Source organism: Bradyrhizobium genosp. L, from assembly GCF_015624485.1.
GTDB lineage: Bacteria > Pseudomonadota > Alphaproteobacteria > Rhizobiales > Xanthobacteraceae > Bradyrhizobium.
This window is the reverse complement of the sequence record NZ_CP061378.1, coordinates 6,742,850-6,767,213: the sequence shown is the minus strand read 5'-3', so window position 1 is coordinate 6,767,213 and position 24,364 is coordinate 6,742,850. Positions and strand designations below refer to the sequence as shown.

The 24,364-nt window shown below is 65.0% G+C and carries 25 protein-coding genes and 1 pseudogene; 15 read left to right on the top strand and 11 right to left on the bottom strand.

Annotated features, from left to right (window positions below):
* Positions 1 to 3: 3 nt before the first annotated feature.
* The 8 genes from IC762_RS32275 to IC762_RS32240 all read right to left on the bottom strand — a co-directional run bounded on the left by IC762_RS32275 (position 4) and on the right by IC762_RS32240 (position 7,780).
* On the bottom strand, positions 4 to 981 hold the full coding sequence (locus tag IC762_RS32275; RefSeq protein WP_195786116.1) for a type II secretion system F family protein: 978 nt from the start codon (positions 979 to 981) through the stop codon (positions 4 to 6).
* A gap of 11 nt (positions 982 to 992) precedes the next feature.
* Positions 993 to 2,459 carry a CpaF family protein gene (locus IC762_RS32270; protein ID WP_195786115.1) on the bottom strand — a complete coding sequence of 489 codons (1,467 nt, stop codon included), beginning with the start codon at positions 2,457 to 2,459 and terminating at the stop codon, positions 993 to 995.
* Between the two features lie 24 nt (positions 2,460 to 2,483).
* Positions 2,484 to 3,752, bottom strand: a complete 1,269-nt coding sequence (locus IC762_RS32265) for an AAA family ATPase (RefSeq protein WP_195786114.1) — start codon at positions 3,750 to 3,752, stop codon at positions 2,484 to 2,486.
* Complete coding sequence (locus IC762_RS32260; protein WP_195786113.1) at positions 3,749 to 4,498, bottom strand: CpaD family pilus assembly protein; 750 nt, start codon at positions 4,496 to 4,498, stop codon at positions 3,749 to 3,751. The genes IC762_RS32265 and IC762_RS32260 overlap by 4 nt, the downstream gene beginning before the upstream one ends.
* Before the next feature lie 8 nt (positions 4,499 to 4,506).
* Entirely contained in the window at positions 4,507 to 5,979 is a 1,473-nt protein-coding gene (locus IC762_RS32255) for a type II and III secretion system protein family protein (protein ID WP_195786112.1), read from the bottom strand.
* Positions 5,980 to 5,996: 17 nt separating this feature from the next.
* On the bottom strand, positions 5,997 to 6,791 hold the full coding sequence (gene cpaB / locus IC762_RS32250) for a Flp pilus assembly protein CpaB (protein ID WP_195786111.1): 795 nt from the start codon (positions 6,789 to 6,791) through the stop codon (positions 5,997 to 5,999).
* 127 nt (positions 6,792 to 6,918) lie between these two features.
* Positions 6,919 to 7,443 (bottom strand): A24 family peptidase, encoded by a 525-nt coding sequence (locus IC762_RS32245; protein ID WP_195786110.1) that lies wholly within the window; start codon positions 7,441 to 7,443, stop codon positions 6,919 to 6,921.
* 172 nt (positions 7,444 to 7,615) lie between these two features.
* Positions 7,616 to 7,780: a Flp family type IVb pilin gene (locus IC762_RS32240; RefSeq protein WP_139480303.1), complete on the bottom strand. Its 165-nt coding sequence runs from the start codon at positions 7,778 to 7,780 to the stop codon at positions 7,616 to 7,618.
* 296 nt (positions 7,781 to 8,076) lie between these two features.
* Here IC762_RS32240 and IC762_RS32235 point away from each other — a divergent pair, with 296 nt between their 5' ends.
* The 6 genes from IC762_RS32235 (at position 8,077) to IC762_RS32210 (ending at position 13,478) form a co-directional block, all read left to right on the top strand.
* The gene (locus IC762_RS32235; RefSeq protein ID WP_195786109.1) at positions 8,077 to 8,907 is read left to right on the top strand and encodes a sterol desaturase family protein; all 831 of its coding nucleotides are present in this window, start codon (positions 8,077 to 8,079) and stop codon (positions 8,905 to 8,907) included.
* Between the two features lie 28 nt (positions 8,908 to 8,935).
* Entirely contained in the window at positions 8,936 to 10,381 is a 1,446-nt protein-coding gene (locus IC762_RS32230) for a hypothetical protein (protein ID WP_195786108.1), read from the top strand.
* 24 nt (positions 10,382 to 10,405) lie between these two features.
* The gene (locus IC762_RS32225) at positions 10,406 to 11,452 is read left to right on the top strand and encodes an acyltransferase family protein (RefSeq protein WP_195786107.1); all 1,047 of its coding nucleotides are present in this window, start codon (positions 10,406 to 10,408) and stop codon (positions 11,450 to 11,452) included.
* A 165-nt stretch (positions 11,453 to 11,617) separates the two neighbouring features.
* Complete coding sequence (locus IC762_RS32220; protein WP_195786106.1) at positions 11,618 to 12,127, top strand: pilus assembly protein N-terminal domain-containing protein; 510 nt, start codon at positions 11,618 to 11,620, stop codon at positions 12,125 to 12,127.
* A 170-nt stretch (positions 12,128 to 12,297) separates the two neighbouring features.
* Positions 12,298 to 12,846 (top strand): TadE/TadG family type IV pilus assembly protein, encoded by a 549-nt coding sequence (locus IC762_RS32215; protein ID WP_195786105.1) that lies wholly within the window; start codon positions 12,298 to 12,300, stop codon positions 12,844 to 12,846.
* 17 nt (positions 12,847 to 12,863) lie between these two features.
* Positions 12,864 to 13,478 (top strand): TadE/TadG family type IV pilus assembly protein, encoded by a 615-nt coding sequence (locus IC762_RS32210; RefSeq protein ID WP_433995928.1) that lies wholly within the window; start codon positions 12,864 to 12,866, stop codon positions 13,476 to 13,478.
* Between the two features lie 139 nt (positions 13,479 to 13,617).
* Here IC762_RS32210 and IC762_RS32205 read toward each other — a convergent pair whose 3' ends face one another.
* The 3 genes from IC762_RS32205 to IC762_RS32195 all read right to left on the bottom strand — a co-directional run bounded on the left by IC762_RS32205 (position 13,618) and on the right by IC762_RS32195 (position 15,824).
* Positions 13,618 to 13,830 (bottom strand): cold-shock protein, encoded by a 213-nt coding sequence (locus tag IC762_RS32205; RefSeq protein WP_016842648.1) that lies wholly within the window; start codon positions 13,828 to 13,830, stop codon positions 13,618 to 13,620.
* Between the two features lie 260 nt (positions 13,831 to 14,090).
* Positions 14,091 to 14,381: a translation initiation factor IF-1 gene (infA, locus tag IC762_RS32200; protein WP_195786103.1), complete on the bottom strand. Its 291-nt coding sequence runs from the start codon at positions 14,379 to 14,381 to the stop codon at positions 14,091 to 14,093.
* 24 nt (positions 14,382 to 14,405) lie between these two features.
* On the bottom strand, positions 14,406 to 15,824 hold the full coding sequence (locus tag IC762_RS32195) for a DEAD/DEAH box helicase (protein WP_195786102.1): 1,419 nt from the start codon (positions 15,822 to 15,824) through the stop codon (positions 14,406 to 14,408).
* Positions 15,825 to 16,351: 527 nt separating this feature from the next.
* On the opposite strand from IC762_RS32195, the gene urtA reads away from it, so the two are divergent.
* The 9 genes and pseudogenes from urtA (at position 16,352) to IC762_RS32150 (ending at position 24,307) form a co-directional block, all read left to right on the top strand.
* A complete protein-coding gene (urtA, locus tag IC762_RS32190; RefSeq protein WP_195786101.1) occupies positions 16,352 to 17,680 on the top strand; it encodes an urea ABC transporter substrate-binding protein in 1,329 nt (442 codons plus the stop codon).
* Positions 17,681 to 17,754: 74 nt separating this feature from the next.
* A complete protein-coding gene (gene urtB / locus IC762_RS32185) occupies positions 17,755 to 19,410 on the top strand; it encodes an urea ABC transporter permease subunit UrtB (RefSeq protein WP_246801346.1) in 1,656 nt (551 codons plus the stop codon).
* Positions 19,407 to 20,590: pseudogene (urtC, locus tag IC762_RS32180) on the top strand (urea ABC transporter permease subunit UrtC). The gene urtB and the pseudogene urtC overlap by 4 nt, the downstream one beginning before the upstream one ends.
* Positions 20,591 to 20,594: 4 nt before the next feature.
* Positions 20,595 to 21,356 (top strand): urea ABC transporter ATP-binding protein UrtD, encoded by a 762-nt coding sequence (gene urtD, locus IC762_RS32175; RefSeq protein ID WP_195786100.1) that lies wholly within the window; start codon positions 20,595 to 20,597, stop codon positions 21,354 to 21,356.
* 3 nt (positions 21,357 to 21,359) lie between these two features.
* Positions 21,360 to 22,055 carry an urea ABC transporter ATP-binding subunit UrtE gene (gene urtE, locus IC762_RS32170; protein WP_195786099.1) on the top strand — a complete coding sequence of 232 codons (696 nt, stop codon included), beginning with the start codon at positions 21,360 to 21,362 and terminating at the stop codon, positions 22,053 to 22,055.
* 50 nt (positions 22,056 to 22,105) lie between these two features.
* Positions 22,106 to 22,942: an urease accessory protein UreD gene (locus tag IC762_RS32165; RefSeq protein WP_195786098.1), complete on the top strand. Its 837-nt coding sequence runs from the start codon at positions 22,106 to 22,108 to the stop codon at positions 22,940 to 22,942.
* Positions 22,943 to 22,989: 47 nt separating this feature from the next.
* A complete protein-coding gene (locus IC762_RS32160) occupies positions 22,990 to 23,292 on the top strand; it encodes an urease subunit gamma (RefSeq protein ID WP_195786097.1) in 303 nt (100 codons plus the stop codon).
* 9 nt (positions 23,293 to 23,301) lie between these two features.
* Complete coding sequence (locus IC762_RS32155) at positions 23,302 to 23,607, top strand: urease subunit beta (protein ID WP_021076832.1); 306 nt, start codon at positions 23,302 to 23,304, stop codon at positions 23,605 to 23,607.
* Positions 23,608 to 23,863: 256 nt separating this feature from the next.
* Positions 23,864 to 24,307, top strand: a complete 444-nt coding sequence (locus tag IC762_RS32150; protein ID WP_195786096.1) for an endonuclease domain-containing protein — start codon at positions 23,864 to 23,866, stop codon at positions 24,305 to 24,307.
* Positions 24,308 to 24,364: the final 57 nt, after the last annotated feature.

The following is a 24,364-nucleotide window of genomic DNA, read 5'->3' as shown; positions in this document are numbered from 1 at the left end:
CCGTCAGAAATCGAAGTTGATCATCTTCTTCATCACCATGATGCCGATCGTCATCCAGACCGCGCAGGCGACCAGCATCAATTGGCCCATCGAATTGGTCCACAGCAGCGTGATGTAGTCGGGCGTGGTGAGGAACACGAGGATCATCACGATCGGCGGCAGCGAGCCGATGATGGCGGCGGAGGCCTTCGCTTCGGTCGACATCGCCTTGATCTTCTCGGCCATCTTCTTGCGGTCGCGCAGCACCTTGGAGAGGTTGCCGAGCGCTTCCGAGAGGTTGCCGCCGGATTTCTGCTGGATCGCGATCACGATGCCGAAGAAGTTGGCTTCCGGCAGCGGCATGCGCTCGTAGAGCCGCGTGCAGGCCTCGCCGAGCGGCATGCCGATCGCCTGGGTCTCGATGATCGTGCGGAACTCGCTCCGCAGCGGATCCGGCGCGTCGGCGACGACCACCTTGATGGATTCGAACAGCGGCAGGCCGGCCTTGATGCCGCGCACGATGACGTCGACGGCGTCGGGCAGCGCCTTCAGGAAGGCCTTTTCCCGCCGCTTTTTCAGGAAGCCGAGCAGCCAGCGCGGTGCTCCCAGGCCCATGGCAAAGCCGATGCCGACCGCGCCGAGCAGGCCGCCGCCGACCACGAAGGCGATGCCGAATCCCAACAGCCCGAGCACGCCCGAGATGATCCAGAATTTCTGCTCCGACCATTCCAGCCCGGCCTGCGAGATACGCAGGCCGAGCGGAATCTTCTTGTCCTTTGCGGCGCGCGCCTCGAGCTCCTTCAGCGAACCCTCGACCTGCTCGCGGCGCGAGCGCAGGGAGCGATCGGAGCCTCGGGCGGCCGCCGGCTCGCTGCGCGCCACCGAGGCGCGGCGGGTCTCGGCCTTCTTCTCGCCGGAGAGATAAGGGTAGAGGAAAACCCAGGCGAGGCCGCCCACGGTCGTGGCGGCGAGAAACGCGAGGGCAAGGGTTTGCATCTGCATCGGGCGCTCCCTTAAGCCGGCGGCGGTGCTTCGGAGGCATCGAGTGCCGCCGCGAGCCGCTTCTCTTCATTGTAATAGCGGGCACGCTCCCAGAATTTCGGCCGGCCGATGCCGGTCGAACGGTGCTTGCCGATGATCTTGCCGTTGGCGTCTTCGCCGATCATGTCGTACAGGAAGACATCCTGGGTGATGATGGTATCGCCTTCCATGCCCATCACCTCGGTGATGTGCGTGATACGGCGGGAGCCGTCGCGCAGGCGCGCGGCCTGGACGATGACGTCGATCGAGGCGCAGATCATCTCGCGGATCGTGCGCGACGGCAGCGAGAAGCCGCCCATCGTGATCATGGATTCGCAGCGCGACAGCGCTTCACGCGGGTTGTTGGCGTGCAGCGTGCCCATCGAGCCGTCATGGCCGGTGTTCATCGCCTGCAACAGGTCGAACGCCTCGGGTCCGCGGACTTCGCCGACGATGATGCGTTCGGGGCGCATACGCAGGCAGTTGCGCACCAGTTCGCGCATCGTGACCTGGCCTTCGCCCTCGATGTTCGGCGGCCGGGTTTCCAGCCGCACCACATGGGGCTGCTGCAGCTGGAGTTCGGCGGCGTCCTCGCAGGTGATGACGCGCTCGTCGTGTTCGATGTAGTTGGTCAGGCAGTTCAACAGCGTGGTCTTGCCCGAGCCGGTGCCGCCCGAGATCAGGACGTTGCAGCGGACGCGGCCGATGATCTGCAGGATGGCCGCGCCTTCCGGCGAGATCGCGCCGAACTTGACCAGCTGATCCAGCGTCAGCTTGTCCTTCTTGAATTTGCGGATGGTGAGTGCGGGCCCGTCGATCGCCAGCGGCGGCACGATGGCGTTGACGCGGGAGCCGTCGGCGAGGCGGGCGTCGCAGATCGGTGAGGATTCGTCGACGCGCCGGCCGACCTGGCTGACGATGCGCTGGCAGATGTTGAGCAGCTGCTGGTTGTCGCGGAAGCGGATGCCGGTGCGCTGGATCTTGCCCGCGACTTCGATGAACACGGTGCCGGCGCCGTTGACCATGATGTCGGCGATGTCGTCGCGCGACAGCAAGGGTTCCAGCGGGCCGTAGCCGAGCACGTCGTTGCAGATGTCGTCGAGCAGCTCTTCCTGCTCGGCGATCGACATCACGATGTTCTTGATCGCGATGATCTCGTTGACGATGTCGCGAATTTCCTCGCGCGCGGACTCGCTATCCAGCTTGGCGAGCTGGGCGAGATCGATCGCCTCGATCAGGGCGCCGAAGATGGTCGCCTTGACCTGGTAGTAGTTGTCGGAGCGGCGGGTTTCGATGGTCGGGGCCACCGGCGGCTTCGCGGGCGCAAGCGGCGGCGACGGCTGCATCACCGGTGGCGCGGTTTCGCGCGGCATGGCCGGCGCTCCGGCAGGTTCCGGCGCCTGATACGCGGGCTTGGGTGCCCGCACGTCCACATCGTTTCCGCTACGCTTACCAAACACGACGTCTTGACTCCACGCGGGCCATTATTTGGACCGCAACTTTTCGAGCAGGGGCGACAGGAACGACCCCCTCGGCTTCTTGGTCTCGCCGCGGCCTGTCAGCCGCTGCGCCATTTGCAGGAACATCTCGACCGCGCGGTGATTGGCCGAGATCTCGGCGATCATCTGGCCGTTGTTGGCGGCCGAGCCGAAGATCTGCGGGTCGAACGGGATGGTGGCGATCGGCTGGCTCTCGATCGCCTTGGCGAACTCGGCGGCTGCGATCTCCGGACGCTTAGGCACCCCGACCTGGTTCAGGCAGTACAGCGGCGCGCGGTCGTTCGGCCGGGCCGCTTTCAGCAGGTCGAACATGTTCTTGGCGTTGCGCAGATTGGCGAGATCGGGCGCCGCCACGATCAGGATGTCGTCCGCCGCGATCAGCGCGCGCTTGGTCCAGCCCGACCATTGGTGGGGCACGTCGAGCACGATGCAGGGCATCGTGGTGCGCAGCGTGTCGAAGATCGCATCGAACGCGTCGGCGCCGAAATCGTAGACCTTGTCGAGCGTCGCGGGCGCCGCCAGCAGGCTCAGATGATCGGTGCATTTCGACAGCAGGCGGTCGACGAAGGCGGTGTCGACGCGATCGGGCGAGAACACCGCGTCCGCGATGCCCTGCACCGGATCCTGGTTGTAGTTGAGGCCGGCGGTGCCGAAGGCGAGATCGAGGTCGGCGACCACCGAATCCAGTGCCAGGTCGCGGGCGATCGCCCAGGCGACGTTGTGGGCGATGGTCGAGGCGCCGACACCGCCCTTGGCGCCGACGACGGCGACCACGCGGCCGACCGCCTTGGCTTCCGGCGCCGAGAACAGGCCGCACACCGCGCGCACCACGTCGATGGCGTTCGCCGGCGCGATCACATAGTCGCTGACGCCGCGCCGCACCAGCTCGCGGTAAAGCGTCACGTCGTTGATCTTGCCGATCACGATGACGCGGGTGCCGGCGTCGCAGACGGTGGCGAGCTGGTCGAGGCCGGCCAATATGTCGTTGCGGTTTTCGGTCTCGAGGATGATGACGTTGGGCGTCGGCGCCGAGCGATAGGCCTCGACGGCGGCCGCCATGCCGCCCATCTGGATCTTGAGATGGGCCTTGGCCAGCCGGCGATCCTCGCCGGCCGCCTGTACGGCGGCAGCGGTCTCGACCGTCTCGCAGAACGCCTGGACCGAAACCCGCGGCGCCGGCGCAATATGATCCTCCGCGGCCGGCGGCGTCGCCTCCGTCTGCTCTTCGGCGTTTTGTTGCGCGTAGGTGATCATTTGCCTGTGTCGCTGAGTTTGGCCTTTTCGGCCTCGGGATAGCTCGTGGTGGTCGCGGTACCCTTCCGGTATTTGTCGAATGCGATGGTACGGCGCGGCGTGTAGGCCGGGGTTTCGGCGCGCGGCTGCACGAGGTCCGACGGATTATCGATCATCGCGGCGAAGTTGCGCTGATTGGCGCAGCCGAAATTGTAGTACGGCTTGTTCTCGCCATAGGACGGATTGTGGATCGACGGGCCGAGGTCTTCCGGCCACAGCCCGCACGGCCCGGCAGTCGCCGCGATCCTCGGATAGTTCACCCGGATCGCCGGCAGCTGGCGCGGGTCCTGGGGATGATATTTGCGCACCAGGATTCCGCGCGGCGGCACGCCCGCGGCAGCGAAACTGGCCTGGATCTCGTGCAGTGATTCCTGCGCGGCGCGCGCATTCGGCGTATCGACGGGAACGTCGACGGTGACGGCGCCGGTCCCCTCGCGCATCCAGTCCTGCGCCATCGCCATCACGTCGGCGCGCTGTTCGGCGGTCAGGCCGCCGCGGGCGCGGCCGACGAACACCACGATCGAGCGATCGGCCTCGGTGACCGAGATCGGATGACGCTGCCGATAATCGTCCGGCGCGTTCACCATCGCGAGGCTGTCGTCGGTGTGCTGGCAGGCGCCGAGCGTCACGGCAAGACCGAGCAGCGCCCCGGCAAGGGTGACGGCGCGCCTGCGATCGGCTGATGTCGTGGATGTGGTCTGTGTCATCGTCCGCCTCAGTCCGTAATAAAGCCGTAGGTGCCGCGGTAGCTCCGCGCCGGCTCGGTCCGGCCAGGCACGCCGTAGATGCGATTGATGCTGCCGAGCAGGTCGGCCTGCGGATCGTTCGCGGCGGCGAAGCCGTCATCCGGACGCGAGAGGTCCTTTTGCGCGACGGCACGAACCACATAGGGCGTTACCAGCACCATCAGCTCGGTCTGGCTGTTCACGTAATCGCGGCTGCGAAACAGCGTGCCGAGCACCGGAAGCTGCATCAGCCCGGGAAAGCCGTTGATCGCCTGCTTGGTCTGGTCCTGGATCAGGCCGGCCATCGCCATCGAGCCGCCGGAGGGAATCTCCAGCGTGGTCTCGGCGCGACGGGTCTTGATCGAGGGGACCGTCACGGAGTTGACCGTGGTCGAGGTCACCGCCTGCGACAGCGTGATCGAGTTGTCGTTCGACAGTTCGGAGACCTCGGTCATCACCCGGAGGCTGATCCGTCCCTCGGTCAGCACGACCGGCGTGAAGTTGAGCGAGATGCCGAACTTCTTGAAGCTGATCTGCGTGGTGCAGACATGCGTGGTGGGGTCGCAGGAGTAGCCGGCAGGAACCGGAAACTCGCCGCCGGCGATGAACGTGGCGGATTCGCCCGAGATCGCGGTCAGGTTCGGCTCGGCCAGCGTGCGCACCACGCCGGCGCTCTCCATCGCGCGCAGCGTCGCCGACACCGACGGCGTCGAGCCGAACGAGGTGGTCAGGGTATTGGCGGTCAGCGTGCGGCCATAGGCCGTGAACGGATTCGAATTGCTGAAGTTCACCACCGCGGTGCCGTAGTTGAGGCTGGTGGTGAGGTCGATGCCGAGCTGCTTGATCAGGCTGCGTGCGACTTCGGCGACCGTGACCCTCAGCATCACCTGGTCGCGGCCGCGAATCGTGACCGAGTTCACGACCTTCTCGCTGGTGCCGACCAGCCGCGTTGCGATGTCGCCGGCCTGCTGCGCCTCGATCGGGCTCGAGGCGGTGCCGCTCAGCACGACGCCTTCACCGAACCCTTCGATCTGGATGTCGGCGTTGGGCAGCGCCTGCTTGAGCGCGGCGCGCACGCCGTTGAGGTCGCGCTTGACCGCGATGTCATAGGCGGCAATCTGCTGGCCCGCGGCGTCGAAGAACACGATATTGGTCTGGCCGACCGCGGCGCCGATGATGTAGGCGCGCTGCGCCGAGCGGACCACGGCGTTGGCGATCTTGGGATCGGCGACCAGCACGTCCTTGATGTCGCGCGGCAGGTCGATCACCACCGACTTGCCGACGCCGAGCGACAGGGCGCGCGCGTTCATCTGGCCGTCGGTCGCGACCGGTGCCGCGGCGCGGTAATCGCTTGCGATCACCGGCGTCAGCGCCGGATTGAGCGTGAAAGCCGTGATGGCCGAAAACGACAGGGCGCGGACCACGAAGGTCCGCATCGTCCGTTGAGTTGCCCCGTACTTCATCCCGTATGCCCTCATCGTCACTTCTGCGTCGTCGCCTGGCTGGCAATGCCGTAGCGGATGACGTTCACCGTCTCGCCGCGCCGGTTCTGACTGTCGTCGACCTTGATCTCGGACGGAGCGTGGTTGTCGGCGATGCTGCGTAGCGCCAGCGACAGGATCCCGCTCTGGCGCGCCCGCGCCAGCGTCTCGGTCTGTTCCGGCTTCAACTCCAGCGTCACGGTCTTGCCGACCAGCGCGTTGTTGCCGTCTTTCTCCTTCGGCGCCTGGTCGATCGCCAGCACGCGGACGTTGGTCAGGATGACCTCGGAATTGATGATGTCGGTGCCGTTGCGGTCGGGATTTTTGTCCCGCTTGGAAAGCAGCACGTCGACCCGGTCGTTCGGCAAGATAAAGCCGCCGGCCGCCGTCTCGGGAGAAATTTCGGTCGATACCGCGCGCATGCCGCTCGGCAGGATCGCGGCCATGAAGCCGCTGCCGTCGGCCTTGACCAGCTTCTGGTCGCGGATCGGCTCACCCTGGATGAACGCGGAGCGGGCGATCGAGCCGGTGACATCCTTGATGGCTTCGGCGTTGGTGTCCCTGCGCATGAAGGTCGCGCTGGCGGTGGCGGCCGGCCAGGTCTGCCATTGCAGGTCCTCGGGCTTCACGGTCTGGCCGAGGCCGATGTCGGATTTGGCGACCAGGATGTCGACTGTGGGTAGCTGCGCGACCGGGGGAGGCGGCGCCGGCGTGTCGCTGCCGCTCGCCAGATAGAGCGCGGCAAGGCCGGCGCAGCCTGCGATTGCCAGGACCATAATGCGGGCCGTATTCATTACGCTTCACTTTCCACATGACGCCGCGACGCTGCCGCCGCCGTGACGGGAGTTGACCAGCTATTCGTCAAAGCATGGTTAATGAGGCGTATCTAAATCGCCTTAACGGGCGGTTACCCGCGTGCCGTCAGCGCAAGGCGAGCTGCGCCAGATCGATGGTCTGGATCCAGCGCGTATCCGGATAGACCAGCAAGGCGCCGAGCGCGAGCGCGATGCCGTAGGGAATCCCGGTCTGCTTGTCGTGCAGGCGGGCAAGCCAGGCCTGGGACAGCAGCCGGGAGGGCAGCGGCCACTGCCGGAGCTGCAGCAGCAGCACGGTCAGCGCGCCGCCGAACAGCGAGGCCACGACCAGAAAGTCGAGCAGGTGCGCAAAGCCGAACCAGAGCGCCGCGGCGGCCGCAACCTTGGCGTCGCCGCCCCCGACCCAGCCCATCGCGAACATGCCGAACGCCAGTACGAGCACCAGCGCGCCGGCGCCGGCGTGGCTCAGCATGTCGTGGGCGCCCATTCCGGTCAGCGGCGCCATCACCAGGAAGCCGGCGACCAGCGCCAGCGAAACCCGGTTCGGAATCGTCATGGTGAGGAGATCGCTCGCCGCCGCGAAGGCCATGAGGGCCGGAAACAGCACCATGCGGGCGATGTCGAGGATCATGGGTGAATGCCGTCAAGCTGGAGAGGGTGCCGCGCGCGACGCTAGCGGCCAATGATGAACAATCGGGAAAGGCTCGCGCTCTCCTGGCGCAGATGGCCGATCGACGACCCCGACAAACAGCAAAGGTCCCGGGGACACCGGGACCTTTGAATTCGTGTTCGTCCGAGCCTGCTTACTTCAGCGAGCCCGAGATCGAGTTGAAGGTGCCGGACAGCTTGGAGCCGACGCCGTTGACCGCAGCGATGATCGCGATCGCGATGCCGGTGGCAATCAGACCGTATTCGATAGCGGTCGCGCCGGATTCGTCCTTCACGAAACGCGAAACGAGATTCTTCATAAATAACTCCTGTACACGTGGCTGGTCGAACTAAGGTTTGGTCTTGCCGGCGTTCTCAGCACCGTGACCATGGCCGGTACCCTAGGGTTCGACGATTGCGGCGCAGTTAATTTGATCGCATAAAATCGGCGCGAACTCGCAGTTGTTGCGCACAGTAAATTTGGCATTAAGCGGCCTGCTAAAATTGCGGATTGTTGCCGCGCCTCCGGGACTTGCAGGATTCGCGACTTGCGGGATTCACGGCTCCTTAAGCGCAAACCTATAGCTGTGAGCATGATCCCTGGAATGAGGCCGTCATGTCCACCCTGCCCTTTGAAGTCCTGCAGATGATCGGCGAGACGATGATGAGGGTGGTGCCGATCACGATCGGCCTCGCGCTCGTCTTCACCGTGCTGACCCACTTCTGGTCCTGTAACCCCGGCAAGCCGTGGTGGCAGAAGCGCGAGATCGTCACCGATATCTGCTACTGGTTCTTCGTACCGGTGTTCGCGCGCGTGCTGCGCATCGGGCTTCTGGTGGTGGGCGCGGCCGCGGTATTCGACGTTCACAGCGCCGACGACCTGATCGCCTTCTACGAGAACGGACACGGTCCGCTGGCGCAGCTGCCGCTCTGGCTGCAGTCGATCATCTTCCTGGTCGCCTCCGACTTCATGCTCTATTGGCTGCACCGCATGTTCCATGGCGGCGGCTTCTGGAAGTACCACGCCATTCATCATTCCTCCGAGGATCTCGAGTGGATCTCGGCCGCGCGCTTCCATCCGGTCAATCTCCTGATCGGCACGATCTCGGTCGACGTGATCCTGCTGATGGCCGGCATCTCGCCGAACATCATGGTGTGGGTCGGCCCGTTCACCACTTTCCACTCGGCTTTCGTGCACGCCAACCTGAACTGGACGCTCGGCCCGTTCAGATATGTGATCGCGACGCCGGTGTTCCATCGCTGGCACCACACCGGGCTCGAGGAAGGCGGCGACACCAATTTCGCCGGCACCTTCCCGCTCTGGGACATCCTGTTCGGCACGTTCCGGATGCCCGAGGGCAAGCTGCCGGAGGATTACGGTGTCGACGCCGAGCAGGGCGTTCCGGCCGAGATCGGCGGACAGCTCGCCTATCCGTTCCGACAGTGACGCGGCCGCGCCGCCGGCAGTTCCGAGCATGAGTTCCGAGACCGTCATCATCCCTCGGGAGAGCACCTCGGCCTTCGCAGGGGTGCCGGCCTGGTGCTGGATGGCGTGCGGCGTCTACGGCCTGCTGCTGATCATCGGCGCACGGCTGCTCGGCGATCCCGACACCTATTGGCAGATCACGGTCGGCCAATGGATCCTCGATCATGGCGCACTGCCGTCGGTGGACATCTATTCGTTCACCAAGGCGGGCGAGCCGTGGGTGTCGTCGTCCTGGCTCGCGCAGATCCTGTTCGCGAAAGCCTATGATGTCGCGGGCTGGACCGGGCCGGTGGTGCTGACTGCCGCCTGCAGCGCCGCGACCTTCGCACTGTTGACCTCGATCCTCAGCCGCCGGATGCCGGCGACCTATGCGAGTGTCGTTGCGCTGGTTGCGCTGGTGCTGACATGCGGGCACCTGCTGGCCCGTCCGCATGTGCTGGTGCTGCCGATCATGATCGTCTGGGCGAACAGCCTGATGGTCGCCAGCGAACGCCGCGCGGCGCCTTCATTCTGGCTGCTGCCGTTGATCGCGCTGTGGGCCAATCTGCATGGCGGATTCCTGTTCGGCCTGGTGCTGGTCGGCGCCTTCGCGCTCGATGCGCTGTGGAATGCGGCGCCGGCCGAGCGGCCGTCGCTGGCGCTGCGCTGGATGGCGTTCGGCATCGGCGCGCTCGCGGCCTGCTGCGTCACTCCCTACGGCTGGGGCACCATCCTGGCCTCGCGGAAGATTCTGGGTCTCGGCGAGCTGCTGCACCTGATCGCGGAGTGGATGCCGATCGATTTCAGCCATCTCGGCGCGTTCCAGCTGACCCTGCTCGGCCTGATCGGCGCAGCCCTCTATTGCGGGGTGCGGTTGCCGCCGCCGCGGATCGCGCTGGTGCTCGGTCTTCTGCACATGGCGCTGTCTCATGTCCGCAATGTCGAGATCTTCGCGCTGCTGCTGCCGCTCGCGCTGCTGACGCCGGTCGCCGCGCAATTCGGCCTGCGGGCCACGGGAGGTGGCTCCGTCAAGCGCGCGCCGGCGACGATGCTGCTCGCCGGCCTCTGCGCATTGACCTTTGCGGTTGCGGCGCGCGCGGAGCTGGCGCCGCCGGTCACCTATTCGCCGGGGGCCGCGGTCGACGTGCTGAAGGCGCACAACGTCAAGCGGTTGCTCAACGACAGGGGCTTCGGCGGCTATCTGATCTGGCGGCATGTGCCGGTGTTCATCGATGGGCGCGCCGAACTGTACGGCGAGAGGTTTGGGCTGGATTATTACCGTGCGCTGCAGCTCAAGGACGTCAACGGCTTGCTCGATCTGCTTAAGACCTACGACATCGATGCGGTGATGCTCGAGCCGGCGACGCCTGCGGTCAAGCTGCTCGATCGCCTCGGTGGATGGCAGCGCATCTATGCCGATGACCACGTGGTGGTGCATGTGCGCGCCGCCGGCTGAGCCGCGACCGGGAAACGAGCCGTCATGACGACGCGCAATCAAACACTGGATCTGTTGCGCGGCATCGCCATCCTCGGGGTGGTGCTGTCGCATTGCGCGCTTCGCGCGACGAGCGTCGTTCCGGGCCTGCAAAGCATCGGCTACGACTACGGCCAGCTTGGCGTGCAGCTGTTCTTCATCGTCTCCGGCTATACGATGATGCTGACCTATGGCGAGCGGAGCGATCTTGCCGCCGCCGGTTCGTTCTATCTGCGCCGCGCCTTTCGCATCGTTCCGCTGTTCTGGCTCGCGATCCCGTTCTATCTCGCGATCACCGGAGGTGCGGGAATCAAGCAGTGGGCGCCCGACGGCATCAGCGCCACCGACGTCGCCCTGACGGTCGGATTCCTGCAGCTGTTCAGCCCGACGGCGTTCAATTCGGTGGTGCCCGGCGGCTGGAGCATCGCGGTCGAGATGCAGTTCTATCTGCTGTTTCCGCTGCTGATCCGGCTGTTCAGGCAGCCGAACGGCCCGCTCGCCTGCTATGGCCTGATCGCGCTGACGAGCGTCGTCGCGGGCGTCGTGGCCGATCACTATCTGGTGCCGCGCCTGGCCGCGGCGCTGCCGCCGCTGCAGGCCTATCTCGCGGCCGGGCTGTATTATTGCTGGCTGCCGCGCCAGGCGATCTGCTTCGGCCTCGGCCTATTGCTGTACGATGTGATCGAGCGCGGCAGCCGGCCGCGGCTCGGCGCGCTGCTGCTGGTCGGGGCATGCCTGACCTCGTCGTGGGGCGCGCAGGTCGGGCTGCTGTTTGCGATGGCCTATGTCCTGCTCGCCGGCAAGGCGTCGAACTCCCTGATCGGCCTGCTCGGGCGTCATTCCTACGCAGTCTATCTGCTGCACTTCGCGGTGCTGTCGGCGCTCGCGAAATGGCTGCAGGTCGATCTTGTGTTGATGACGGTTCTGGTCGTGGGCGTTTCGCTGGCGCTGAGTTATGTCCTGATCGAGCCCCTGATCGAGCGTCGCTTCAACCGGCTGGGCCATCTGCTGGCTGTAAGCGTCGGCCGCAGCCGAAGCGCCGCGACCGCCTAGGCTTCGCCGGTCTTGGGACGGATGCAGGTCGGAAAGTCGGGACATCCGCGCAATTGGCTAACCAATTTTTGCTCTTCTTAAATGAATTCCCGTCAGATTCTGCCCGTCGGGCGCCGGTCCGCCGCGTATCGCTTTTGCCGGCTCGTCAACGTCCCGGGGTAGAGTATGTCGTTTAGGTCCCTGCGTATTCGCGCCGTCACGCGCTTTGGATTCATCTCGGTGGCAGCAAGCCTGCTGCTCTGGCCGGTCGTCTCCGTGGCCGCCCCCGATCCTGACCGGATCGCGGTCAATGTCGATCAGGCCAAGCTCGTCAAGCTGCCATCCGGCATCGCCACCATCGTGGTCGGCAACCCGCTGATCGCCGATGTGACGTTGCAGACCGGCGGCGTCGTGGTCGTCACCGGCAAGGGCTATGGCGCAACCAACTTCATCGCGCTCGACCGCGCCGGCCAAGTGCTGGTGGATCGCCAGATCCAGGTCGAAGGCCCAAGCGATCAGCTCGTCACTGTCTATCGGGGTGTCGACCGCGAGACCTATAGCTGCATGCCGGTGTGCCAGCGCCGCATCACGTTGGGCGACGGCGCGACCTACTTCAAGGCGGCGATGGACCAGGCCGGCACGCTGAACAAGGAAGCCACCACCTCGGGTTCGGCCGCAAGCAGGCCGACGAATTGACGTTTCCACTCCGGCGCAATGCCGGAGGCGGCGGCCGCAGCACGGGCGGTCCGTTCGACATGGTTAAGATTGGCCTAACGGATCGGGTCGCTCTGTCTCGATCCGGCGAAACACTTCCACAATGAGTTTCGAGTTAGTTGTTGCAGCCATGTGCTGATCCGGGGTCGTTGATGCCGCTGCCCGCTCGTCTTTCCCTCAAGCTCCTGCGCCGCTTCCGCCGTCACCGGCGCGGCTCGGCTGCGGTCGAGTTCGCGCTGATCGCGCCGCTGTTCTTCGCGCTGCTGTTTGCGATCATCGAGGTCGGCATGATCTTCTTCGCCAGCCAGGTGCTCGAGACGGTGACGCAGGACTCGGCGCGCATGATCATGACCGGCCAGGCCCAGAGCGCCTCTTACACCCAGGCGCAGTTCAAGAGCTATGTCTGCGGCAGGATCGGCGCTCTGTTCGATTGCACCAACGGTATTTATGTCGACGTGCGCAGCTATTCGTCCAGCACCGGCTTCGCCAACGTCAACGTCGCTTCGCCGATCGATTCCAGCAACTGCTTCCTGCCGTCGATGCAATACAGCCCTGGTGGCGCCAGCGATATCGTCGTGGTCCGCCTGTTCTACCAATGGCCGCTGTTCGTCACCAAGCTCGGCTTCAACCCCTCCAATCTCTGCAATGGCAAGCGGCTGCTGACCGCGACCGCGGCCTTCAAGAACGAGCCCTTCAACTGATGCGGACCATGTCGAAGATGTCACGGACCCGGCTTCATTTGCGTCGCCTTTTTCGCGACAAGCGCGGCCTTGCGGCCGTCGAATTCGCCTTCGTGCTGCCAATGATGCTGGTGATGTTCCTCGGCACCGTCGAGTTCTCGTCCGGCATCGCGGCCGACCGCAAGGTGACGCTGATGGCGCGAACCCTGTCGGATCTGACCTCGCAGTCGCCCTCGGTGGCGGATGCCGATCTCACCAACTTCTTCAGCGCCAGCGTCGGCATCATGACGCCCTACGATCCGTCGCCGACCAAGGCCACGCTGTCGGAGATCTACGTCGATTCCACCAGCATCGCGAAGGTGGTGTGGAGCAAGGCCGCGACCATGACCAGCGGCGCCACGCAGGCGACGTTGACGAATTCGGCCCGCAACGCGGGCGACAACGTCACCGGCATCATTCCGTCGGCACTGCTGATCCCGAAGACCTATCTGATCTTCAGCGAGATCAGCTACAAATATGTCCCGACCATCGGCTACGTGATGACCAAATCGGGCATCAGTCTCAGCGACGTCGCCTATACCCGCCCGCGGCAATCGATCTGCGTCGTCTATCCGACGCCGAGTTCGGGCGCCTTGTCCTGCCCGTTGACATGAGCCGCACGCTGTCGTCGGCGACCGCCGTCGTCGCAACGCATCACAAAAACGCATCACAAAAAAGGCCGCATCCGAAGATGCGGCCTTTGTTGCTTTGAGTGACAATTTCCCGGAAGCCTGAGGCTCCCTGGAAATCGGCTTATCCAGCGGCGCGCAGATTGTCGGCCGAGGATTTGCCGGAACGGCGGTCAGCCACGATCTCGTAGGAGATCTTCTGGCCTTCACGCAGAGTGCCAAGGCCGGCGCGCTCGACGGCACTGATGTGCACGAACACGTCGTTCCCGCCTTCATCCGGCTGGATGAAGCCGTAGCCCTTGGTCGCGTTAAACCACTTCACGGTTCCCATGCTCACGTGGGTAGTCCCTTCTCAGATATACAAGTTCAAGACCCGCCCTTCGGCGGGGTGGTGAGATCGAATTTTTGGAAGGGTCGTCAGCGTCTGAACCGGCTGTACCGGTAGTAGCTAATGTCGTCCGGCCGAAAATCGATTGCCCGATATTATGCGATAGAAGGGCTCAAAACAATCCTGACGTGCGCGATTTTTGGCCGGCGCATGCGCCGGCCATTATCAGGCGTCCCAAGGGGCTGTCGTGCCCGTTACGGTTGCAGGACTTAGCGGCGGCGGAACTGGCCGCCGCGCTGCGGTCCCCGAGGCGGACCGCCGGGTGCGCCGGCCGGCCGCTCGTCCTTGTGGCGGAAAATCAGCCGGCCCTTTTCGAGGTCGTAGGGCGACATCTCGATCGTGACCCGGTCGCCGGCCAGCGTCTTGATGCGGTTCTTCTTCATCTTGCCGGCGGTGTAGGCGACGATCTCGTGTCCGGCATCGAGTTGCACCCGGTAGCGAGCGTCGGGGAGGATTTCGGTCACCAGTCCTTCGAACTGGATCAGCTCTTCCTTAGCCATATGTTTCTCCAGATCGAGCGACGGCTAGTGCTTCGGTCGGTTGTTGCGGTTGGGTTGCGGTTTCGGCCGGCTCTCGCGATGCAAGAAGGCGACGCCCTGAATGCCTTCGCTGCTGCCGGCCTGCGACGGACGCGGCGACTCGCCCCGGCTCGTCTGCGGCGCGCCGTTATTACCACCTCCACGGCGGCGGCGGCGAGGGCCTTTTGCACTCGGAGCCGGTTCATTCCCACGGACATTGTGGGCGCGGGGCGCTGAGCGGCCGCCCCGGTGTGGATGGGGCGCCTGCGCTGGCGCAGCCGCCTCGCGACCGCCCTGCGTGCGGCGGTCTTCCCGCGGCACCGTGATCTTGATCAGCCGTTCGATGTCGCGCAGATAACCCATCTCCTCGGCTCCTGCGACCAGCGAGATCGCAACGCCCTCGGCGCCGGCGCGCGCGGTGCGGCCGATGCGGTGGACATAGGTTTCCGGGATGTTGGGCAGGTCGAAATTGACGACATGGCTGATGCCGTCGACGTCGATGCCGCGGGCGGCGATGTCGGTCGCCACCAGCGTGCGGATTTCGCCGGTGCGGAACGCGGCCAGCGTGCGCTCGCGGTGGTTCTGCGACTTGTTACCATGGATCGCATTGGCTTCGATACCGGCCTTGGCGAGGCCCTTCACGACCTTGTCGGCGCCGTGTTTGGTGCGGGTGAAGACCAGGGCGCGGTTGACCGGCTCCTGCTTCAGAAGCTGGGCGAGAATCGCCGGCTTGGCCGCGAAATCGACCTGGATCACACGCTGGGCGATGCGCTCGACCGTCGAGGACACCGGCGTCACCGCCACGCGGGCGGGGTCGCGCAGCATCGCTTCGGCGAGCTCGGCGATGTCCTTGGGCATGGTGGCCGAGAAGAACAGCGTCTGCCGCCGGATCGGCAGCTTGGCGACGATTTTGCGGATGTCGTTGATGAAGCCCATGTCGAGCATGCGGTCGGCTTCATCGAGCACCAGGAACTCGACCTGGTTGAGTTTCAGCCCATTGCTCTGCACGAGGTCGAGCAGGCGGCCGGGGGTGGCCACCATCACCTCGACGCCCTGCATCACGGCGCGGACCTGGCGGCCCATCGGGACGCCGCCGATCGCCAGCGCCGAGGACAGGCGGATGTGGCGGCCATAGGCGTTGAAGCTGTCGAGGATCTGCCCGGACAGCTCGCGGGTCGGTGAGAGCACCAGCACGCGGCAGGTCTTCGGCTGCGGACGGACGCGGTTCTCGAGCAGGCGGTGCAGGATCGGCAGCGCGAAGGACGCAGTCTTGCCGGTGCCGGTCTGGGCGATGCCGACGACATCGCGGCCGGCAAGCGCGAGCGGGATGGTTTGGGCCTGGATGGGGGTCGGCGTGAGATAGTTCTCTTCTCGAAGCGCGCGGGCGATGGGATCGGCGAGGCCGAAATCCTGAAAGGAGGTCAAAAGGTGGTTCTTTCCATGAAAACAATCGTCGTCCCGGCGGATATCGCCAGGATCGCACGAGGGCGTCAGGACACCCGCGTGTCTGGGGCATCTAGCTTGGTTGGATATGAAGGCGAGCCAGAAGCCGCGGAGACGACTTGGAACACGCAGCTCGCGCGGCGCACCGCGATTCACGCGGGCACGACGGGGATATGGACCAGAAACGCGGCGGTTTCAAGGTGTTGCCGGTCTGGATGGCGAGATGCCCGATATGAGCAACGGTGGTCATCAATCCATGCCGGAAAAATAGCCAAAAGCCAATTTATGCTCATGAAATAAGCGGACTGCTCTTTTGGCATACATTTCTGGAGCTTAATATTTGGGCGATTGGCTTCCGTATTTGCCCGGAACCAAACAAATTATCTAGCTGGTTCAATCTCTTATCGCCCCTGCACAGCGTGGCACAGTTCTTGCGATTCTCTTAACCGCAGGCGGCCAAGCGGCCGTTTCGCAAGCGTTCCACGCCTGCGTCAGGGAGACGACATTTCATGCTTACTCAACTTACTCACGGAATAGCGACGATGACCCGCCGCCGCGCCCTCGCGGCGACGGCCGGCCTGGTTTTAGGCCTGGCTGCGTCCTCGCCGTTCGCGCCCGCACAAGCGGCCGACGACACCATCAAGGTTGGCATCCTTCACTCGCTGTCCGGCACCATGGCCATCAGCGAAACCACGCTGAAGGACACGATTCTTTTCCTGATCGACGAGCAGAACAAGAAGGGCGGCGTGCTCGGCAAGAAGCTCGAGGCCGTCGTGGTCGACCCCGCCTCGAACTGGCCGCTGTTCGCCGAAAAGGCGCGCGAGCTGATCACCAAGGACAAGGTCGCGGTCGTGTTCGGCTGCTGGACGTCGGTGTCGCGCAAGTCCGTGCTCCCGGTGTTCAAGGAGCTGAACAACATCCTGTTCTATCCGGTGCAGTATGAGGGCGAGGAGTCCGAGCGCAACGTGTTCTACACGGGTGCGGCGCCGAACCAGCAGGCGATCCCCGCCGTCGACTATCTGATGAAGGAAGAGAAGGTGAAGCGCTGGGTGCTGGCCGGCACCGACTACGTCTATCCGCGCACCACCAACAAGATCCTGGAAGCCTATCTGAAGTCCAAGGGCGTCGCCCAGGACGACATCATGATCAACTACACGCCGTTCGGTCACTCCGACTGGCAGACGATCGTGGCCGACATCAAGAAGTTCGGCTCGGCCGGCAAGAAGACCGCCGTGGTCTCCACCATCAACGGCGACGCCAACGTTCCGTTCTACAAGGAGCTCGGTAACCAGGGCATCAAGGCGACCGACATCCCGGTGGTCGCGTTCTCGGTCGGCGAAGAAGAGCTCGCCGGCCTCGACACCAAGCCGCTGGTCGGCCATCTCGCCGCCTGGAACTACTTCGAGTCGATCAAGACCCCGGCGAACGAGAAGTTCATCAAGGAGTGGCAGGCCTACACCAAGAATCCGAAGCGCACCACCAACGACCCGATGGAAGCGCACTATATCGGCTTCAACATGTGGGTGAAGGCGGTCGAGAAGGTGAAGTCGACCGATCCGGACAAGGTGATCGACGCGCTCCCCGGCATCGAGGCGCCGAACCTGACCGGCGGCATGTCGAAGATGCTGCCCAACCACCACATCACCAAGCCGGTGTTCATCGGCGAGATCAAGGCCAACGGCCAGTTCGACGTGGTCTGGAAGACCCCGGGCCTGGTGGCCGGCGACGCCTGGTCGAAGGAGCTCGAGGGCTCCAAGGACCTGATCGGCGATTGGGTCGGCAAGAAGTGCGGCAACTACAACACCAAGACCAACAAGTGCGGCGGCCAGGGCTCCTGATTCGGCACTCCTGATCGGGCACTCCTGAGCTAACCAACGACACAACATAACCTTCCAACATTGGAGAAGGCGGCATGCTCGCCGCCTTCTCCTCCCACTCCTGCCGGGGTAGCCACGTGTTTGCCAATTGCTTTGATCGCTTTCGGGCGTTGTTTCTCTCGATCCTGTTGCTGAGCTGCTTTGCTCTTCCGGCGCTCGCCGGCCCGTTCGAGGATTCGGTCGCAAAATTCGCCAATGACGAGTTCTCCGACACCGAGGACGCGGTCGGCGAGATCGCAGCGTCGGGCAATCCGCAGGCCTCGCCCATCATCAGCGCGCTGCAGGATGGCCGGTTGTCGGCCGATCCCGACAGCAAGAAGGTCTTCATCACGAAGAACGACGGCAAGATCGTCGATGCCGCCACCGGCGCCGCCGTCGACAAGCTGCCGGACAATGCCGCCGCCGTCCGCCTCAACAACCGCCTGCGCCGCACCGTGGAGGCTGCGCTCGGCGGCCTGACCTTGCTGTCGTCGGATCCGGCCAAGCGCCTTGCCGCCGCGCAATCGGTGTTCAAGAGCCACGAGGAGAATTTGCTGCCGACGGTCGAGAGCGCGCTCGCCAAGGAGACCGTCAAGTCGATCAAGCAAGCCTTCGCCGAGGCGCGCGCCGCCATCATCCTGTTCAAGTCCGACGCCTCGGACAGCGACAAGCTCGACGCCATTTCGGTGGTCAAGGCGCGCGGCGACCAGGAGGCGCTGGCGCTGCTGACCGGTCTCGATGCCGGGCAGCCGCCGCTGGTCGCCAAGGCCGCGGCCGGCGCGGTCTCCTCGATCCAGAGCAATCTCGCGATGTGGTCGATGGTGCAGAACGCCTGGTACGGCCTGTCGCTCGGCTCGGTGCTGCTGCTCGCCGCGATCGGGCTTGCCATCACCTTCGGCGTGATGGGCGTCATCAACATGGCCCACGGCGAGATGGTGATGCTCGGGGCCTACACCACCTTCGTGGTGCAGGAGGTGATCCGCACCCGCTATCCGGCTTTGTTCGACTATTCGCTCCTGATCGCGGTGCCGCTCGCCTTCCTGGTCGCCGGCGCGATCGGGGTGCTGATCGAGCGCAGCATCATCCGCTTCCTCTACGGCCGCCCGCTGGAGACGCTGCTTGCGACCTGGGGCCTCTCGCTGGTGCTGCAACAGGCGGTGCGCACCGCGTTCGGTCCGACCAACCGCGAGGTCGGCAATCCGTCCTGGATGAGCGGCGCCTTCGAGCTCGGCCAGATCACCATCACCTACAACCGGCTCTGGATCCTCTGCTTCACGCTGGCGGTGTTCGCCATCCTGCTGGCGATGCTGCGCTACACCGCGCTCGGCCTCGAGATGCGCGCCGTGACCCAGAACCGCCGCATGGCGGCGTCGATGGGGATTGCCACCTCGCGGGTCGACGCGCTGACCTTCGGCCTCGGCTCGGGCATCGCCGGCATTGCCGGCGTGGCGCTGTCGCAGATCGACAATGTCAGCCCGAACCTCGGCCAGAGCTACATCATCGACAGCTTCATGGTCGTGGTGTTCGGCGGTGTCGGCAATCTCTGGGGCACGCTGGTCGGCGCCTTCACGCTCGGCATCGCCAACAAGTTCCTCGAGCCGGTGGCGGGCGCGGTGCTCGGCAAGATCGCGATCCTGGTGCTGATCATCCTGTTCATCCAGAAGCGGCCGCGCGGCCTGTTCGCGCTCAAGGGACGGGCGGTGGAAGCATGACGCCGCACATCCTGACCCGCTCGCTCGACCGGGCCGCGACCATCTTCATCCTGGTGGTCGCCGGGCTCGGCGTCCTGATCCCGCTGTCCAACCTGCTGCTGCCGCAGGGCTCGATGTTCCAGGTGCCGACCTATCTGGTGGCGCTGTGGGGCAAGTATGTCTGCTACGCCATCCTCGCGCTCTCGATCGATTTGATCTGGGGCTATTGCGGCATCCTCTCGCTCGGCCACGGCGCCTTCTTCGCGCTCGGCGGCTACGCCATGGGCATGTACCTGATGCGCCAGATCGGCAGCCGCGGCGTCTACGGCAACCCGATCCTGCCCGACTTCATGGTGTTCCTGAACTGGGACAAGCTGCCGTGGTACTGGTACGGCTTTCATAGCTTCGCCTTCGCGGCGCTGATGGTGCTCCTGGTGCCGGGCCTGCTCGCCTTCTGCTTCGGCTGGCTCGCCTTCCGCTCGCGCGTCACCGGCGTCTATCTCTCGATCATCACGCAGGCGATGACCTATGCGCTGCTGCTGGCGTTCTTCCGCAACGACTTCGGCTTCGGCGGCAACAACGGCCTGACCGACTTCAAAGACGTCCTCGGCTTCAACGTGCAGGCCGAAGGCACCCGTGCCGCGCTGTTCCTGCTGAGTTGCCTGGCGTTGATCATCGCGTTCCTGATCTGCCGCGCGATCGTCACCTCGAAGCTCGGCAAGGTCTTGATCGCGGTGCGCGACGCCGAGAGCCGCACCCGCTTCCTCGGCTACCGGGTCGAATCCTACAAGCTGTTCGTGTTCACGCTGTCGGCCTGCATGGCCGGCGTCGCGGGCGCGCTCTACGTGCCGCAGGTCGGCATCATCAACCCGAGCGAATTCGCGCCAGGCAACTCGATCGAGGCCGTGATCTGGGTCGCGGTCGGCGGCCGTGGCACGCTGGTGGGCGCGGCGCTCGGCGCCGTCGTCGTCAACTATGCCAAGACGTTCTTCACGTCTGGTCCGCTCGCGCCATACTGGCTGTTCATGCTGGGCGCGCTGTTCATCCTGGTGACGTTGCTGCTGCCCAAGGGCATCGTCGGCACCTTCAATGCATGGTGGGAGCCGATCAAGGCGCGGCGCGGCGCGGCGCCGGCCTTGCGGCCGATGAGGCCAGCGCCGCGCGCGAAGACGGCGTCGGCGCACCGAACCCGGCGGAGTAGGCACATGAACGTCATGGATACCCGCGCCACCTCGGCCATGCTCTATCTCGACGGCGTGCACGTCTCGTTCGACGGCTTTCACGCCATCAACAATCTGTCGTTGACCCTGGCGCCCGGCGAGATGCGCGCCATCATCGGGCCGAACGGCGCCGGCAAGACCACGATGATGGACATCATCACCGGCAAGACCAAACCGGACGAGGGCACCGTGCTGTTCGACGGCACCGTCGATCTGACCCGGCTCGACGAGACCCATATCGCCGAGCTCGGCATCGGCCGCAAATTCCAGAAGCCGACGGTGTTCGAGAGCCAGACCGTGCAGGACAATCTCCTGCTGGCGCTGAACGTCGATCACAGCGTCAGAGGCACGCTGTTCTGGCGCGGCAGCAGACCTGAGTCCGAGCGGATCGACAAGGTGCTGGAGACGATCCGCCTGACCGACGCGCGCAACCGGCTCGCCGGCTCGCTCTCGCACGGCCAGAAGCAATGGCTCGAGATCGGCATGCTGCTGGCGCAGGACCCAAAGGTGCTGCTGGTCGACGAGCCCGTCGCCGGCATGACCGACGTCGAGACCCATCTGACCGCGGAGCTTTTGAAAGAGATCAACAAGAACCACACCATCATGGTGGTCGAGCACGACATGACCTTCGTCCGCGAGCTCGGCGTCAAGGTGACGTGCCTGCACGAGGGCTCGGTGCTCGCCGAAGGCTCGATCGACCAGGTGTCGTCGAACGAGCGGGTGGTCGAAGTGTATCTGGGGCGCTGAGCGATGCTGAAGGTCGACGACATCAATTTGTTCTACGGGGCGGCGCAAGCGCTGCGCGGCGTCTCGCTCACCGCCGAGCCGGGCAAGGTCACCTGCGTGCTCGGCCGCAACGGCGTCGGCAAGACCTCGCTGTTGCGCGCCATGGTCGGGCAATATCCGATCGCCTCCGGCGCGGTCAATTTCGACGGCAAGGACATCACCGCGCTGAAGCCGTATGAGCGGGCGCGGCGCGGCATCGGCTTCGTGCCGCAAGGGCGCGAGATCTTCCCGCTGCTGACGGTGGAAGAGAATCTCAAGACCGGCTTCGGCCCGCTGAAGCGCGAGGACAAGAACATTCCCGACGACGTGTTCTCGCTGTTTCCGGTGCTGGAGAGCATGCTCGGCCGCCGCGGCGGCGACCTCTCTGGCGGTCAGCAACAGCAGCTCGCGATCGGCCGCGCGCTGGTGATGCGGCCAAAGCTGCTGCTGCTCGACGAGCCGACCGAGGGCATCCAGCCCTCGATCATCAAGGACATCGGCCGTGCGATCTCCTATCTGCGCAACCTCGGCAACATCGCGATCGTGCTGGTCGAACAATATCTCGACTTTGCCTGCGAACTCGGCGACAGTTTTGCGGTGATGGACCGGGGTGCGGTGAAATATGCCTGCGACCGCGCGAGCCTCGATCCCGCCGAGATCAGCCGCCAGATGGCGCTGTGAAGACGATGTGACGCCGCCGCGCGCGGCGTGCGCAAGGGAGCGACGGGGAAATGCGAAGCGGGATCGCAGGCGCGGCGGCGGCGACGTTTGCGGCGAACCGCGCCCAAGGCGCGGTCCGCTTCGGCGTTCATTGCCGGGACGGCGTCACCCGTCGCGGTGACCTCCATGAGTCAGGTTCGCTGCGCGTCCGTTTTCCCTCTCCGGAAGACGAGGGCCTGTCCGCGATGTTCGTCAACACCGCCGGCGGCATCGCCGGCGGCGATCGTTTCGACATCGCGATTGCGGCAGGCGAGGGCGCCCGCCTGACCCTGACCACGGCGGCGGCCGAGAAGGTCTATCGCGCGCCGGGCGCCGCGGCGCGCCTCGACATCGCGCTGAAGGCGGCCGCTGGCGCGCGTCTCGCCTGGCTGCCGCAGGAGACCATCCTGTTCGATCACGCCCGCATCCATCGCAGCTTCGAGATCGACCTTGCCGAAGGCGCCTCGCTTCTGCTCTGCGAGATCGTAGTGTTCGGCCGCGCAGCGATGGGCGAGACCATGCGCCACGGCGAATTCGTCGACCGCTGGCGGCTGCGCCGCGGCGGCCGGCTGGTGTTTGCCGAGACCGTCAGGCTCGACGGCGAGATCGGCGGGAAGCTCGCACAGCCCGCGATCGCCCATGGCGGCGCCGCGATCGGCACGGCACTGATCGTGCCGGGCGACGAGGCGCTGGTCGAGCGCATCCGAGAAGCGTCGGAAAGCTTTGGCGGCGAGGTCGGCATCTCCGCCTGGAATGGCTTTGCAATGGCGCGCTTCTGTGCCCAAGATGCCGGGAGGTTGCGCGCCGACATGATGACGGTGCTCGGCCGCGCCTCCGCCGTGCCGCTGCCAAGACTCTGGCTTAATTAGAACGCCGTGGCTCAACTGGATCTCGTCAGGACGATCAGAGTGCTCGCATGAATCTGTCTCCCCGTGAAAAGGACAAGCTCTTGGTTTCGATGGCTGCCATGGTGGCGCGCCGCCGGCTCGAGCGCGGCGTCAAGCTGAACCATCCCGAGGCGATCGCGCTGATCACCGACTTCATCGTCGAGGGCGCGCGCGACGGCCGCACCGTCGCCGAGCTGATGCAGGCCGGCGCCAAGGTCCTGACGCGCGAGCAGGTGATGGCCGGCATCCCCGAGATGATCCATGACATCCAGGTCGAGGCGACCTTCCCCGATGGCACCAAGCTCGTCACCGTGCACGAGCCGATCCGATAGGAGCCAGAGATGATCCCCGGCGAACTCTTCATCAAGGACGGCGAGATCGAGCTCAATGCCGGCCGCAAGACCGTGACGCTGTCGGTTGCCAACTCCGGCGACCGCCCGATCCAGGTCGGCTCGCACTACCACTTCTTCGAGACCAACCCGGCGCTGAAATTCGACCGCAAGAAAGCCCGCGGCATGCGCCTCGATATCGCCGCCGGCACCGCCGTCCGCTTCGAGCCCGGCCAGACCCGCGACGTCCAGCTGGTCGCGCTGGCCGGCAAGCGCGTGATCTATGGATTTCGCGCCGAGGTGAAGGGCAAGCTGTGATTAAGGCGAGGTAAGCCGCGATGTCATGTGAGGTGAGCAAGCTGGTCGGGCTCCCTCCCCCCTTGCGGGGGAGGGTTGGGGAGAGGGGTAAGCCCCGGGCTCCGACTCAAGAGATTCGATCATCCCTCGCAATCGATCCCGCGCGATTTGACCTCGCATCACGTCGTGCGGCGGAGCAAGCGGCACCCCTCTCCCGCAAAGGGAGAGGGAACCCATCCGCCGGTACCTCCCTGACGCTGGACCTGGAGTAGATGGTATGCCGCATACTCAGGTAAGCGACATCCAGCGCGGTCGCGCCAAGCAGCTCCGCCGTGCGATGACGCGCGCCGAGACGTTGCTATGGCGCCATCTGAAGGCTGATCGTCTTGCTGGCCTCAACTTCCGTCGGCAGGTGCCGACAGGAAATTACATCGCCGATTTCGTCGCGCATTCCAGCAAGCTGATCGTCGAGGTTGACGGGGAGAGTCACGATTTCGCGGAGCGGGTACGATACGATGAACGGCGAGATGTGTGGCTCGAATCTCGTGGATATCGTGTTCTGCGCTTCACCAACGACGATGTGCTGAAAAATCTGGAGGGTGTTGCTCTTGCGATCCTTGAAGCAGCGGAGCAAGCGGCACCCCTCTCCCTAGCCCTCCCCCGCAAGGGGGGAGGGAACCCTTCCGCCGATGCGTCCCTTACCGATGAGGGGAAGTCATGACTCGACCCAGTCAGGTGAGCACGCTGGTCGGGCTCCCTCCCCCCTTGCGGGGGAGGG

Excerpts from the sequence above, each read along its gene's own strand:
- IC762_RS32210 (WP_433995928.1), top strand. The coding sequence starts at position 12,864 with ATGTCACGGACCCGGCTTCATTTGCGTCGCCTTTTTCGCGACAAGCGC.
- infA (WP_195786103.1), bottom strand. The coding sequence starts at position 14,381 with ATGGCTAAGGAAGAGCTGATCCAGTTCGAAGGACTGGTGACCGAAATC.
- IC762_RS32160 (WP_195786097.1), top strand. The coding sequence starts at position 22,990 with ATGAATCTGTCTCCCCGTGAAAAGGACAAGCTCTTGGTTTCGATGGCT.
- IC762_RS32235 (WP_195786109.1), top strand. The coding sequence starts at position 8,077 with ATGTCCACCCTGCCCTTTGAAGTCCTGCAGATGATCGGCGAGACGATG.
- IC762_RS32155 (WP_021076832.1), top strand. The coding sequence starts at position 23,302 with ATGATCCCCGGCGAACTCTTCATCAAGGACGGCGAGATCGAGCTCAAT.
- IC762_RS32245 (WP_195786110.1), bottom strand. The coding sequence starts at position 7,443 with ATGATCCTCGACATCGCCCGCATGGTGCTGTTTCCGGCCCTCATGGCC.
- urtD (WP_195786100.1), top strand. The coding sequence starts at position 20,595 with ATGAACGTCATGGATACCCGCGCCACCTCGGCCATGCTCTATCTCGAC.
- IC762_RS32220 (WP_195786106.1), top strand. The coding sequence starts at position 11,618 with ATGTCGTTTAGGTCCCTGCGTATTCGCGCCGTCACGCGCTTTGGATTC.
- urtE (WP_195786099.1), top strand. The coding sequence starts at position 21,360 with ATGCTGAAGGTCGACGACATCAATTTGTTCTACGGGGCGGCGCAAGCG.
- IC762_RS32265 (WP_195786114.1), bottom strand. The coding sequence starts at position 3,752 with ATGATCACCTACGCGCAACAAAACGCCGAAGAGCAGACGGAGGCGACG.
- cpaB (WP_195786111.1), bottom strand. The coding sequence starts at position 6,791 with ATGAATACGGCCCGCATTATGGTCCTGGCAATCGCAGGCTGCGCCGGC.
- IC762_RS32230 (WP_195786108.1), top strand. The coding sequence starts at position 8,936 with ATGAGTTCCGAGACCGTCATCATCCCTCGGGAGAGCACCTCGGCCTTC.
- urtA (WP_195786101.1), top strand. The coding sequence starts at position 16,352 with ATGCTTACTCAACTTACTCACGGAATAGCGACGATGACCCGCCGCCGC.
- IC762_RS32165 (WP_195786098.1), top strand. The coding sequence starts at position 22,106 with ATGCGAAGCGGGATCGCAGGCGCGGCGGCGGCGACGTTTGCGGCGAAC.
- IC762_RS32260 (WP_195786113.1), bottom strand. The coding sequence starts at position 4,498 with ATGACACAGACCACATCCACGACATCAGCCGATCGCAGGCGCGCCGTC.
- IC762_RS32275 (WP_195786116.1), bottom strand. The coding sequence starts at position 981 with ATGCAGATGCAAACCCTTGCCCTCGCGTTTCTCGCCGCCACGACCGTG.
- urtB (WP_246801346.1), top strand. The coding sequence starts at position 17,755 with ATGCTCGCCGCCTTCTCCTCCCACTCCTGCCGGGGTAGCCACGTGTTT.
- IC762_RS32150 (WP_195786096.1), top strand. The coding sequence starts at position 23,864 with ATGCCGCATACTCAGGTAAGCGACATCCAGCGCGGTCGCGCCAAGCAG.
- IC762_RS32240 (WP_139480303.1), bottom strand. The coding sequence starts at position 7,780 with ATGAAGAATCTCGTTTCGCGTTTCGTGAAGGACGAATCCGGCGCGACC.
- IC762_RS32225 (WP_195786107.1), top strand. The coding sequence starts at position 10,406 with ATGACGACGCGCAATCAAACACTGGATCTGTTGCGCGGCATCGCCATC.
- IC762_RS32215 (WP_195786105.1), top strand. The coding sequence starts at position 12,298 with ATGCCGCTGCCCGCTCGTCTTTCCCTCAAGCTCCTGCGCCGCTTCCGC.
- IC762_RS32255 (WP_195786112.1), bottom strand. The coding sequence starts at position 5,979 with ATGAAGTACGGGGCAACTCAACGGACGATGCGGACCTTCGTGGTCCGC.